Raw genomic sequence first — 14,002 nt, forward strand, 5'->3', positions numbered from 1 at the left:
AATCAGATAATGAAAATGAACACAAAAAAAATAATTATAAGCTTGCTTCTTATCTCTCTTTGGGGAGGAGTTGGAATTGCGCAGGAGTTGGAAGATTATCTCAAAATCGCAGCAGAGAACAACCCAAAGCTACAATCTGCTTATACCCAATTTGAAGCTGCATTGCAGCAATCACCACAGGTTTCTTCCCTGCCAGATCCCACGCTAACGGTTAGCGCATTTGGCAGAATGGTTGAAACACGTTTGGGCGCCCAGGAAGCCCGGTTTAGCCTTATGCAGATGTTTCCCTGGTTTGGAACTTTAAAAACAAAAAAAGAAGCAGCAGATTTACTGGCAGAAGCAAGATTTCAGGAGTATTTGGCAATGCGAGCCGACTTATTTTTCGAAATAAAAAAAGCATATGCCCAACTTTTTGCTATTGAGAAAACTATTGCTCTAAAGGAGGAAAACCTGGACATTCTGGATTCCTATCGTGAGCTTTCCCTTAGTAAGTTTAGAAGCGGAAGTTCAAAAATGGTAAATGTGGTTCGGGTAGATATTAAACGGGACGAAGCCTTAACAGAAATTGAGCTTGAAAAAGAACAACTGGAAAGTTTAAAAAAGCAGTTTAATCTTTTACTGAATAGAGATAGGCAAGCTGATGTTGCAATTCAGGATACCCTGATTTTTAATCCTGAAATACAGAACGAAATAATTAATCCTGAAGAAGCTTTTAAAATGCATCCAGAACTTGCCAAATTCGATAGGGAGCGGGAGGCATATGAAAGTCGTGCAGAAACAGCGCAAAAATCGGGCTTACCTAATTTCGGGATTGGCGTGGATTATTCGATTATTTCAAAACGAAGAGATGCAAATCCGCCAATGAACGGGCAGGACGCAATAATGCCTATGTTTTCGGTGAGTTTACCAATTTTTAGAAAAAAATATAAAGCCGCAGAAAAAGAAGCCGAACTAATGCAGGAGGCTGCCATTCAAAATAAAGAAGCGAGAGAGAACCAGTTACTAAGTGAATTTGAGCAAACGGTCTACGATTTAAATAAAGCCGATAAATTACTAAAGCTTTATGAACGGCAAATTGAAAGTTCTAACCAGGCAAATAGGCTTTTGGTTTCGGCTTTTAGTAATAACGATGGCGATTTTGAGGAAGTGCTTCAAATGAATCAGGATATTTTAATGCTGAAAACTCAGCAAATAGAAGCCTTGAAAACCGGATTTACGGCTCAGGCAAAAATGGATTATTTATCAGCTAAAACTGAAAATTACGATGAAAAGAATTAATAATATATGGAAAGCTGCGGGGATTCTTATCCTTGGACTTTTACTCGGATACCTGCTTTTTGGTGGAGGGAATGATGCTGAACAAGTTGAAGAGCACGATCACTCTGAAAGGAGCGAAGATCAAACCTGGACCTGTTCTATGCACCCTTCGATAAGGCAAAACGAACCGGGAGATTGCCCAATTTGTGGAATGGATCTAATTCCGGTTTCAGAAGATGAAAACGAACTGGATTCAGACATGTTTGTGATGAGTGAAAATGCACTGAAACTTGCAAATGTTGAAACCATGCTGGTTGGAGCAGGTGAAACTTCAAAAGAAATTAGACTTAATGGAAAAGTTGAGGTAGACGAGCGTAACACTTACACGCAATCTACCCATATTCCTGGGAGAATTGAGCAATTGCAAGTGAATTTTACGGGTGAAAAAGTGAATCGTGGACAGGTTCTGGCCAGCGTTTATTCGCCAGATTTAGTAACTGCCCAGGAAGAATTATTACAGGCAGCCGAGATAAAGGAAAGTCAGCCAGAACTTTTTGAAGCCGCAAAACAAAAGCTTAGAAACTGGAAAATTAGTGAGGCGCAAATTAATAAAATGTTGAGTAGAGGTGAGGCTATGGAGAGGTTTTCAATTATTGCCGATGTTGGTGGCGTAGTGACCGAACTTATGGCTGAACAGGGTGATTACCTGGAGCGGGGAATGCCTATTTATAAAATTGCTAATCTTGATAAACTTTGGGTGCTTTTTGATGTTTACGAGAGCAATATGTCCTGGATTAAAGAAGGCAGCACCATAAAATATACTATACAATCAATTCCCGGGGAAACCTTTGAGGGTGAGGTAAAGTTTGTAGATCCGTTGCTAAATAATAATACCCGGGTGGCTACTGCCCGGGTAGAAATTAATAATGAGAATAGACGAATTAAACCAGGAATGTTTGCAACAGGAATTATAGAAAATAACCTTAGTGCCGAAAACGAAGAAATTGTAATTCCAAAATCTGCAGTTTTGTGGACGGGGAAACGTTCTGTGGTATATGTGAAGGAAAATGTAGAAAATGGCGCCGGATTTAAACATCGGGAAGTGGTTTTAGGTTCTTCTTTAGGGGATTCTTATGTTGTGGAAAAAGGTTTAAATGAAGGCGAGGAAATTGTGGTAAATGGTACTTTTACCGTAGATGCGGCAGTGCAATTAGCCGGAAAATCCAGTATGATGAATCCGCAGGAAAATGGTACAGGCCATATTGAAGAGATAGAATTATCTGCAGCCGGGAAAAACGAAATTCAGGAGGTATTTAATTCTTATTTGGCATTAAAAAATGCCCTGGTAGAAGATGATTTTGAAGCTGCAAAAAAACACTTGAAGACAGTAGAAAGTAAAATTGAGGCTGTGGATGTTTCGGCTATTCCGACTTCAGCGGCAGGTGCTGTTGAAAATTATAAAACCCAGCTTCAGGCTAAACTATCTATCATGAAAGCTTCTGAAGATATTTCAGCATTAAGAACCGGTTTTATTGATTTTTCCGCAGAAATGATCAGGATGGCAAAAAGTTTAAAACCATTTAATGAGCAGATTTACATACAGCATTGTCCTATGGCGAATAACGATGAAGGCGCCGATTGGTTAAGCCTTTCAGAAGAAATAAGGAATCCATATTACGGTAGTGCTATGCTGAATTGTGGGGAAGTAACGGGTGTTATTGAGCAATAAGAAAAGAGTAAGTGAAAAGAATTAAGGAGGAATCGAAAAATAAATTTATATAAGTTTGCTGAATCAAAAGCCTTAAAGTGGTTAAACAAGAATAAATACAAATTAAATTAAAAACAGAAACTATGAAAAAAAATCTAAGAAACTTAATGATGCTTAGCCTGGTAGCAGGAGCCATATCACTAACCTCCTGCCGCGATGCCGAAGAAAAGAAGAATGAAGCGGCAGAGCCTATGCAAAATGAAATGCACCAGGGTGACGAGCAGGCCAGCATGGACACTTATGAAGGAGAAGCCTTAAATGCTGAATTTAAGAATGAAAATACTGCCGAAATCTATAATTTATATGTAGAAATTAAGGATGCTTTTGTAAATACAGATGCTGAAACTGCCAGTGATAAAGCTGCAAAACTTGCTGAAAAAGCTGGTGAAAACCAAGAAATAGCTTCTGCGGCAACGCAAATAGCTGAAAGTGAGGATGTAAATAGACAACGGGAAGATTTTTCTAAACTTACTGCAGCTATGGAGCCTGTGTTGCAGGATGCTTTAGAATCGGGTGAGATTTATAAGCAGTACTGTCCCATGGCTTTTGAAGGAAAAGGTGATTATTGGTATTCTAATTCAAAAGATATTTTTAATCCTTATTATGGCGATAAGATGCTGAAATGCGGTAGGGTAGAAGCTACTCTAAATTAAGATATACTAAATAACAAATAGAGCCTGCCTACTAAGCGTTGGTGGGCTTTTTTATACGTAGTTTTTCGAAAAATTGAAGGTTTTATTTGAAAAGTTCGATTAGGAAGTTATCTTACAAAGATTTAATAATAAGAACATGAAATTGTCTTCCCTTGCCAGTATATTACTGGCTATTTTTCTTTCCATATCTTGTGTAGATGAAGCTAAAAATAATTCCTCGAGTGAAAATCAATTAGATAAAGAGCCTGAAGAGCACGAGTTTACCAATATGCTTGTGAATGAGAGCAGTCCGTATTTATTACAGCACGCCCATAATCCTGTTAACTGGCATCCCTGGAGCGAGGAAACTATAAATAAAGCTAAGAAAGAAAATAAATTACTGGTAATTAGCATTGGTTATGCTGCCTGCCATTGGTGCCACGTAATGGAAGAGGAAAGTTTTGAAGACCCCGAGGTGGCCGAACTTATGAACGAGAATTTTATTTCGGTAAAAGTAGACAGGGAAGAGCGGCCAGATGTAGACAATTTATATATGAATGCTGCACAGCTCATGACGGGTAGCGGAGGTTGGCCGTTAAATGTTTTAGCACTGCCAGACGGGAAGCCATTTTATGCCGGTACATATTATCCTAAGGAAGACTGGTTAAAAATTCTTAAGCATTTTGTAAAACTCAATAAAGAAGATCCTGAAGCTATACTTGAACAAGCCGAGAAAATAACCGATGGTATTCAATCTTTAGAGCAAATGCCAATTGTTGATAAGGAGAAAGCTTTTTCTTTAGATGAACTTGAAACGGTGTACACTCAATTAAAATCTAAAATAGATTTTGAAAAAGGGGGGAAAGTAGAAACTCAAAAGTTTCCGGTGCCGGTTTTATGGAAATTTCTTCTTCACTATAATTATTTAACCGACGACCCCAGTGCTTTGGAGGCCGTAGATGTTACGCTTGAAAATATGGCTTTTGGAGGTATTTATGATCAGCTTGGTGGTGGTTTTGCCAGGTATTCTACAGATGAAGATTGGTTTGCACCTCACTTTGAAAAAATGCTTTACGATAATGCCCAACTTATTGGGCTTTATTCCCAGGCCTGGCAAAAAACCAGGAATCCGCTGTATAAAGATGTAGTTTACGAAAGTCTTGAATTTGTTGAACGCGAACTTACCGCTAAAAATGGGGCGTTCTATTCCTCCCTAGATGCCGATACCGATGGGGAAGAAGGGAAATTTTACGTTTGGACCGCCGATGAAATTGATGAACATTTAGGTGGAGATTCTTCCATTTTTAAAGCCTATTACAATGTAGAAGAAAACGGTAATTGGGAAGATGAAAAAAATATCTTACACAGGGAAAAATCTGATAAAGCTTTTGCTAAAGAAAAGTCGCTTTCTGTTAAAGAATTAAAAGAAATACTTTCTGAAGGGAAACAAAAATTGTTGAATGAAAGGCAAAAGAGAACCTTACCTGCTCTTGATGATAAAGTACTTACTTCCTGGAATGCATTAATGATAAAGGCTTACCTGAATGCCTATAAGACTTTTGATGAAAAACGATTTTTAGAGGCCGCACTAAAAAATGCCCGTTTCCTTAATGAAAATGTTATTGCTGAAAATGGTGCTTTAACCAGAAATTATAAAGACGGAAAAACCAGCATTCCTGGCTTTTTAGATGATTATGCCTTTGTAATTTCTGCATTTATCGATCTTTACCAGGCTACATTTGATGAAAAATGGTTGTTTAAAGCGCAAGATCTTGCAAATTATACGAAAGAACATTTCTTCGATTCTACTTCCGGGATGTTCTTCTACACCCATGATGATCATTCTGGTCTAATTTCACGGCAAAAGGAAATTCTGGATAATGTTATTCCTTCTTCTAATTCAGAAATGGCGAAAAACCTCTTAATCCTGGGGCATTATTTTTACGATAGCGAAAAGAAAGCTCTGGCAGAACAAATGTTATTAAACGTACAAAAGGATTTAAAGGAATATCCAGATTTCTATGCAAATTGGGCTATAGTTGAAGCACTCCTGGTAAAACCTCCATTTGAGGTAGCCATAGTAGGAAAAGAGCACCACAGGGTGAAAAAAGAAATCAATCATATTTATCTCCCGAATGTCCTATTAATGGGCGGGGAAAAAGAAGGAAATTTAGAGTTATTGAAAGGTAAATTTATTGAAGGGCAAACCACCATTTATGTATGTAAAGATCACGTATGCAAGTTTCCTGTAACCACAGCCAGAGAAGCTTTGGAGCAAATCAATGAATCTGGAGGTTTTTGGTAAGATTAGCACCACCTGAATTTTTGTTTAATTGTATTTTTGCAATCGAATTCCCTGCGGAAACGATTTTTCAGCATACATCGTCTTTTTTAGCTTATTTCTTCATCTAAAACCCCAAAATATTTAGATTCAGTTTTAGGATTTCTTGCTTTGCTGAATAGAAAGGTATATTTTTAAGAAATAATACTGCTTTTCAGTATTCTATATTATATAAAACAGGAAATTTCCCCTTAAAATGCTTTTCCGGGGATTTTTTTAACTGCATTACGCAACCGATTGATTTAAGTGGTATAAGCAGTTTATAGAGGTTCCCTTTTTTAAAATAATAACCTATTAAAGCTTTTAAAATCAATAAGAATTATGAAAAATATTACACAAAAACATTATTTAAAATATACTTATATCTTTCAAAAGTACGGGGTAAAGTCCGCTTGTCTTGGCCTTTTTTTAATGATGGGTAGTGTCTTTGCCCAAACTTCGCCGTTAACGCTTAATAAAGAAGAGTATTTTGAAAAAACCGGAGTAAACATTTTGGCATTTAGTAATTGGTATGATGGGTTATTTAGTGATTCAAAAATAAGTGGAATAGAAGTAATTCATCATGGAGTGAGAACAGTGACTAATGGTGATGTGAGGTTAAACGCCACCCCAGAACAATGGGATGCGATTCCCACCTTTGTTAGAAGAGAAGTGGACAGGGAAAATAATCGTATTGATACATATGAAAAATATCCCGATTACGATTTTGAATATATGATACGGGCAGAACGAGATGAAGATGAAGTGATTTTAAGTGTACACTTAGATGAGCCAATTCCCGAAGAATTAAAGGGAAAGGCCGGGTTTAATCTGGAATTTATACCCTCGGCCTATGCTGAGAAAACTTATTATATGGACGGTGAAGGAGGTAATTTCCCCCTATACCCGCACAGTAGCATGGATAAAGATACTTCAGGATATACGGCACCGAAACCTTTTGCTGAAGGAAAGACCCTGGTAGTTGCGCCCGGAGATCCTAAACGAAAAATTACAATTATTTCAGATGAAGCAAAATTAATGTTGCACGATGGGAGAGATAAAGCCCAGAATGGTTGGTTTGTAGTTAGAAGTTTACTTCCTGAAAATAAAACCGGTAAGGTTCTACAATGGCGTTTAAATGTAAATTCTACCCCAGGCTGGTCGCGTAAGCCGGTTATTGGTCATTCACAGGTTGGCTATCACCCTAATCAGGAAAAAGTTGCGGTTATTGAGTTAGATAAAAATGATTCTCCTGCTTCCCGGGCCACGCTTTATAAGTTAAATGAAATGGGAGAAAAGGTGGAAAAACATACAGCTGCCTTATCTAATTGGGGGCAATATACCAGGTATAAGTATTTATATTTCGATTTTTCTGAAGTAAAAGAAGAAGGCTTATATGTTATCTCTTATAAAGACGAAACTACGGCACCTTTTAAAATTAATGAAGATGTGTATGAAAAAGCCTGGCACCCCACGAATGATGTTTTTTTCCCGGTGCAGATGGATCATATGTTGGTAAACGAAGCTTATAGGGTTTGGCATGGCGCTTCCCACCTGGATGATGCGCTGCAGGCACCTGTTAATCATGAGCATTTTGATCTTTATGCCCAGGGTCCCACAACAGATACCGAATATGAACCGGGAGAACACATACCGGGACTTAATATTGGTGGTTGGTATGATGCCGGAGATTATGATATTAGAACTCAAACCCAATATTATGTAGTTTCTCATCTTGCTCATGCATACGAAGATTTTAATTTACAACGAGACCAGACCCTTGTAGATTACGATGCTAAATATGTAGATTTACATAACCCAGATGGAAAACCAGATATTCTTCAGCAAATAGAACACGGTACCCTGGGGTTAATTGCCCAGCACCGAACTTTGGGAAGGGCGATTCCTGGGATTATCGTGCCCGATATTTCTCAGTATACCCATTTAGGAGATGGTCTAACTATGACAGATAACCTGATTTATGATAAAGAAATGGATCCTCTGGAAACTGATGGATACAAAAGTGGAAAATTTGATGACAGATGGGCCTTTACAAGTAAAAGCACACCTTTAAATTATGGTTCTATTGCTGCATTAGCGGCTGCCAGTCGTGTTCTTAAAGGATATAATGATGAATTAGCTGAAGAGTGTATAAACACCGCTATAAATGTATGGAAAGAAGAACACTCAAAAGAGCCAGATCTTTTTCATCACGGAAATACTACCGGAGGCACTTTAGAAGATGAAGAATTAAAAGCCGCCGTAGAATTATTACTTTCTACAAAAGATGAAATGTACGCCACTCGCATAAAGGAGATGTGGCCTACTATAGATAAAAACTTTAACCTTCATGCAGGTCGGGTTATGAAGATCTTAACCTATATGGATGAAGATTTTAAGCAGAAGTTAAAAAATAGGGTAAAAGACTATAAGAATGAAATTGCTGAGCATAGGAAAGAAAATCCGTATGGTGTTCCTATTGGTAGAAGGGGTTGGGCTGGCAATAGTCAAATTGTATCCTATGCAATTAATAATTACCATTTACATAAGGCGTTTCCCGATCTTATTGATAAGGAAGAAGTTCTTAAAGGTCTTAATTATCTTTACGGAACGCATCCTGATTCTGATATATCCTTTGTTTCTGGAGTGGGGACAAAATCTAAGAAAGTAGCTTATGGAATGAACCGTGCAGATTTTTCATTTATCGCCGGTGGGGTAGTACCAGGAGTTTTAATCTTAAAACCAGATTTTCCTGAAAATAAGGAAGATTGGCCGTTTTTATGGGGAGAAAATGAGTACGTGGTGAATGTTGGTGCATCTTATATTTATCTCGTGAATGCCGTTCGTGATCTACTCAATAACCAATAGTGAAATGCTACTCCTCGGGTTTATCTTCTCATATAATTTAAGTTGAGATCTTTCCCAAAGCTGATGATTTTTCTGAGAGCCAAAAAATAATAGTTTATACGTTAATAAATAGTTTTAGATAAAACCACTACTGAAATAAAATAATCTGGTCTTATGGCCAGATTATTTTATAAGCTCAAATAAGTATTTCCAATGGAAGTGTTTACTATTACATTTTCTTTCTGTAAATGCTCCTGCAATTCCCTGTTTAATAATTTAGGCTAAGGAAAATAGGTTAATTTGATGTGTGGATTAATCTATTAACTGCTTATAATTAGTCTATTTATAACGATGGAGATTCCTTTCCTTATTACCGAAAAACTAGACCTGATAATTCTTTCTCAACTAATTAATTTACTTGATAATTGAGATTTCAATGTTGCATTCTTGTTGAGGGAATTAAATTAATGAGGCTCATCAGGATACGCAGAGTTAGTTTACTTTTTTATTTTCTGAAGAAATTTCACATAAAAAAGCCCTTTCATTTATTTGAAAGGGCTTTAAGTTTAAGGGTTGAATACTTATTAGTATCCTGGATTCTGATCTTCCTGACTTATACCCTCATTTGCTGATATTTCATCATTAGGAATAGGCCAGATTTCGTGTTTTCCTGCCTGGAAACCAAATTCAGAAAGATAATCGGCAGCAAGTCCCCATCTTACAAGATCTGGGAAACGTACTTGTTCGCCGGCTAATTCTACCATTCTTTCGTGTACTATGGCATCAAAAACTTCATCTTGAGAAAGACCGTCAGAAAGAGGGGCTAATTCTGCTCTCTCTCTTACTTCGTTAATATAATCTATAGCATCAGCCTGGTTGCCTAAAGCATTTTCAGCTTCGGCCATCATTAAAAGAACATCAGCATATCGAATAACTTTCATGTTTATTCCTGAAGCCTGATCTTCATTTACATCTTTGTAGTAATTCTGGTACTTTCTCCAGGCTGCATCTCTTTCCAGAGGTAATTCTTCAATTAAACCACCAGCAAAAGTATCACCGTTGAAATAGAAAGATTCATCAAGTCTAATATCACCTTCTTCGTATTCAGCTATAAGAGCGGGATTAGGATATACGTTAAACCAGTCGTTAAAGCCATACTCCTGGCCACGGAAGGTTACTTCATTAGCATCTTCACCGGCTGCATTAGAGTTCCATACGGCAGAGTTCCCCATATCATCATCATACTGAATTTCGAAAATTGATTCAGGACCAAATTCTTCTTCTTCTCTAAAGTTTGCAAAATAATCGTCTTCTAAAGAATATTGCCCGTAAATATTTTCGAAAGCAGCTAAAGCCTCATCGTATTCTTCAAGATAAAGGTGTGTTTTTCCTAAAAGGGCAAAAGCAGCACCTTGAGTAGCTCTACCATTTTCAGTACGTCCTTTATCCCATAAAGACTGGCTGGCATCATTTAAGTCTGCTATTATCTGGTCGTAAACCTGATCTGCAGGGGTACGTGGAAAACCAGAACCATCTTCAGGCACGGTTGTAATTAAAGGAACATCGCCAAAACGGGTTACCAATAAGAAATAGTAAAAAGCTCTCATATACTTCGCTTCACCAATAAATCTTGCTTTTTTCTCATCACTCAATAATGAAGATGGAATTTCATTAATTCTATCGGCATTATCAATTACAAAATTTGCTTTGTTTATTCCTCTAAAACAGGCATCCCAGTACCACGCGATTGGTGGGTGGCTGGCATCAAAAGACCATTCCTGGTAAACTCTTTTATCTGCTTCTAATTGCGGATTCCCAAGGGCTTCACGAGACATAATGTCCATTGCAAAGAACAAAGTTCTGGTGTATAATCCAATAGTTTGCGTATTGGCATATACAGCATTCACTGCCGATTGCACCTGGGCTTCTGTCCTAAAATAGGTTTCAGGAGAAAGACCACTAGGGTTTGTTAGTTCAAAATCTTCTTCCTCACATCCGTTAACTACGAACAATGTGGCAAAGACCATTAATATTATTCTTATTTTTTTCATAATTGTATTTTTTTAAAATCCTAATTGTAGACCAAATGTTAATGAAGTAGGCTGAGGATATAAACCTCTATCAATACCTATAGCTCCCGTACCCTGTTGCAATACGTTGTCAACACCAATTTCAGGATCAAGTCCGGAATAATCGGTTAGGGTAATCAGGTTTTGTCCACTTATGTATATTCTTAAATTGGCAAGAGATTCACCAAATATATCTTCATCAAAAGTATATCCAATATTTAAATTCTTAAGCCTGGTATAAGATCCATCTTCTATAAAACGATCTGAAGCATTAAGGTTTTGTGGAGCTCCTAAAGCACGTGGTATCGTATTTGAAGTTCCTTCTCCTGTCCATCTATTTAAAACAGCTACACCGCTATTAAATAGTCTTGGCATTCCTTCAAGGTCATATAAGTTAGTATTATAAATTTCGTGACCATACGCACCCTGAATAAACATTGAAACATCAAAGTTCTTATACTGGGCACTTAAATTAAGTCCCAATGTAAGTGTTGGATATGGATTTCCTATTACAGTTTTATCTGCAGCAGTAATATCCCCGTCTCCGTTAAGATCTAAAAAGCGAATATCTCCAGGTTGCACAGCTGTTTGATCTGGATTTGCAGTGAATACCTCATCTACTTCTGCCTGATTTTGGTAGATACCATCGGTTTTTAAGCCATAGAAATGGAATAATGGTTCTCCCGGAGCAATTCTTGTAAGATATTCATTCTCAAAAAATCCTCCCTGAACCTGATCCAGGCTACCTATAGAAAGAACTTCGTTTTTACTGGTTCCCAGGTTTAAATTGGCAGACCAGGTAAATTCACCTTCGTAATCGTTATATCCAAGATCAGCTTCAAAACCTGTTGTTTTTACGGACCCAACGTTAGAAGCTATAGTTGGTACATTGTAACCTAAACTAAGCGGAAGTGGTAATTCGTAAAGAAGATCATCACTTTGGTTACTATAATATTCCATGGATAGAGTTAAGGCATTATTAAACATACCCAAATCTAAACCAATGTTCTTCATAGTAACTTCCTCCCATTTAAGGTTTTGATTGGGAAGTCCTTCAGCAGTAGTACCCTGTACAGCTGCACCTCCAATTGGGTAAATAAAGCTTGTAACAAGTGTAGAAGCATAACGATAGTTACCAATCTGGTCGTTACCGGTTGTACCCCAACTACCTCTAATTTTGAAGTTATTAAAGTCTGTATCTTGCATAAAGCTTTCTTTAGCTACGTTCCAACCTGCAGAAACAGACCAGAAAGTACCCCAACGGTTATTTGCTCCAAAACGGCTGGAAGCATCTTGACGATAAGATCCAGACAAAAGATATTTTTGATCAAAATTATAATTTAATCGTCCTAAATAACCAACTCTTCTATATTCTGAAGAAGCTGAAGACAGGCCTGCTTGATTAAGAGATAGTTCTTCTACATCATCTGTAATTGGATTCTGGCTACTTGCATTCAGGCTTTCACTATCAATAGTTTGATCTTCTGCTAAAACTAAAACTTCGAAGTTGTGAAAATCTGCTACCTCAAATTTATAGTTTAAGCTATTGGTAAGTGTAAGCGATTGATTGGTACCACTGTTTTTTGTGATTTGAGCAAAACCAAATTGATGGGTTCCACCATTACTATCATCGTTATAAGAAGGAATAAAATTATTGTTATTATACTTATAATAATCTATACCTGCCTGGCTCTTAAAAGTAAGGCCATCAATTATTTCGTATTCAGCAAAAAGGCTACCTAAAATAGTAAGTCCTTTATTCTCGGCGCTTCCTAAGGTTTGAACTCTAACCGGGTTGGCCGCATCCTGGCCATCTAGTGCAGAGTTTGGTCCCTGGAAACCACCTCTATTGTCTGGGTTATAAACGCTTAAATATGGCGCTGATTTTATTGCGTGTTCTATTATTGATCTACCTCCGTCTTCTCTTTCAGGATTCTGTAAAGTGAAAGCTACGTTTAATGTTTGACCAAAACTAAGTTTACCAAAATTAAAGTTACTATTAGATCTAAAGTTAAAACGTTCAAATTCTGTTTCTATAACCGCACCTTCCTGGTTTAGGTATCCTCCAGAAAACCTGTAATTACTGTTTTCATTACCACCTGAAAGTCCAAGGTTGATACTTTTCATCACCCCGGTTCTAAAAATTTCATCCTGCCAGTCTGTATTATTGTCAATAAAGTCTGCATACTCAGGATTGGTAAGGCGCTCTGGATCAGTATCTGTTACTTCTCTTGCGTATTGTATGTATTGCTCTCTATTTAATAAATCGTAACGATTACTATTAAATTGAACTCCCGTATAAGTATCAAGACTTAGTTGAGCTTTTTGTGAAGCCGTTCCAGATTTGGTAGTAACAAGTACAACCCCATTTGCACCTCTAGAACCGTAAACAGCAGTAGTAGACGCATCTTTAAGAACCTGTATGTTCTCAATATCATTAGGGTTTAAACTACCCAAACCACCGGCGATAACACCGTCTATAACATATAATGGGTCGTTATTGTTAGGTGAGGCCAAACCTCTAATTCTAACAGCAGGTGAGTTACCGGGAGAACCTGAGTTAATTACGGTAACACCAGAAGCTCTACCTTGTAAGGCCTGCTCTGCGGTAGATACGGGAAGACTATTAATCTCTTCTGTATCAATAGATGAAATAGCCCCTGTAACTTCTGCTCTACTTTGAGTACCATATCCTACCACAATAACATCGTCCAGGGATTCTGACCCGGCGACTAAGTTTACATCAATAACGCTTTGATCGTTAACGGCAATTTCCTGGGTTTGATAACTTATATAGCTGAAAACGAGAACTGCGCCTTCGCTTACCTCTATACTATAATTTCCATCAAAGTCTGTAGTTGTACCGTTGGAGGTTCCTCGCTCTATGACGTTCACTCCTGGTATAGGACCGGATTCGTCACTTACTGTTCCCGTAACGGTTTGCTGGGCTGTAATAAAGCCAAAACAAAAGAATGTTACAATGAAAAGCCCCCTTTTCAAGTAATTGTTTTTCATAATTATTTGTTAGTTAGTTTATTAATTCGGTTTAAATGTAATAAAAAATAATTTTACGCAATCGGTTTTCTAAAAAAAATCTCTAATTTTCGTA

At 37.5% G+C, this 14,002-nt stretch carries 7 protein-coding genes; 5 read left to right on the forward strand and 2 right to left on the reverse strand.

Annotated features, from left to right (window positions below; genetic code table 11):
- Positions 1-15 precede the first annotated feature (15 nt).
- The 5 genes from AO058_RS07365 (at position 16) to AO058_RS07385 (ending at position 8,845) form a co-directional block, all read left to right on the forward strand.
- Positions 16-1,278: a TolC family protein gene (locus AO058_RS07365; RefSeq protein ID WP_075327905.1), complete on the forward strand. Its 1,263-nt coding sequence runs from the start codon at positions 16-18 to the stop codon at positions 1,276-1,278.
- On the forward strand, positions 1,265-2,986 hold the full coding sequence (locus AO058_RS07370; protein WP_075325864.1) for an efflux RND transporter periplasmic adaptor subunit: 1,722 nt from the start codon (positions 1,265-1,267) through the stop codon (positions 2,984-2,986). The genes AO058_RS07365 and AO058_RS07370 overlap by 14 nt, the downstream gene beginning before the upstream one ends.
- A gap of 122 nt (positions 2,987-3,108) precedes the next feature.
- A complete protein-coding gene (locus AO058_RS07375; RefSeq protein WP_075325865.1) occupies positions 3,109-3,678 on the forward strand; it encodes a DUF3347 domain-containing protein in 570 nt (189 codons plus the stop codon).
- A 136-nt stretch (positions 3,679-3,814) separates the two neighbouring features.
- Positions 3,815-5,962, forward strand: coding sequence for a thioredoxin domain-containing protein (locus AO058_RS07380; protein ID WP_083634145.1), 2,148 nt, complete (start codon positions 3,815-3,817; stop codon positions 5,960-5,962).
- Positions 5,963-6,319: 357 nt separating this feature from the next.
- The gene (locus tag AO058_RS07385) at positions 6,320-8,845 is read left to right on the forward strand and encodes a glycoside hydrolase family 9 protein (protein WP_083634146.1); all 2,526 of its coding nucleotides are present in this window, start codon (positions 6,320-6,322) and stop codon (positions 8,843-8,845) included.
- A 563-nt stretch (positions 8,846-9,408) separates the two neighbouring features.
- On the opposite strand, the gene AO058_RS07390 is transcribed toward AO058_RS07385, so the two are convergent.
- Positions 9,409-10,875: a RagB/SusD family nutrient uptake outer membrane protein gene (locus AO058_RS07390; RefSeq protein ID WP_075325866.1), complete on the reverse strand. Its 1,467-nt coding sequence runs from the start codon at positions 10,873-10,875 to the stop codon at positions 9,409-9,411.
- A 12-nt stretch (positions 10,876-10,887) separates the two neighbouring features.
- Positions 10,888-13,908 (reverse strand): SusC/RagA family TonB-linked outer membrane protein, encoded by a 3,021-nt coding sequence (locus tag AO058_RS07395; protein WP_075325867.1) that lies wholly within the window; start codon positions 13,906-13,908, stop codon positions 10,888-10,890.
- Positions 13,909-14,002: the final 94 nt, after the last annotated feature.

It is taken from the genome of Salegentibacter sp. T436 (assembly GCF_001932675.1).
Taxonomy (GTDB): Bacteria; Bacteroidota; Bacteroidia; order Flavobacteriales; family Flavobacteriaceae; genus Salegentibacter; species Salegentibacter agarivorans.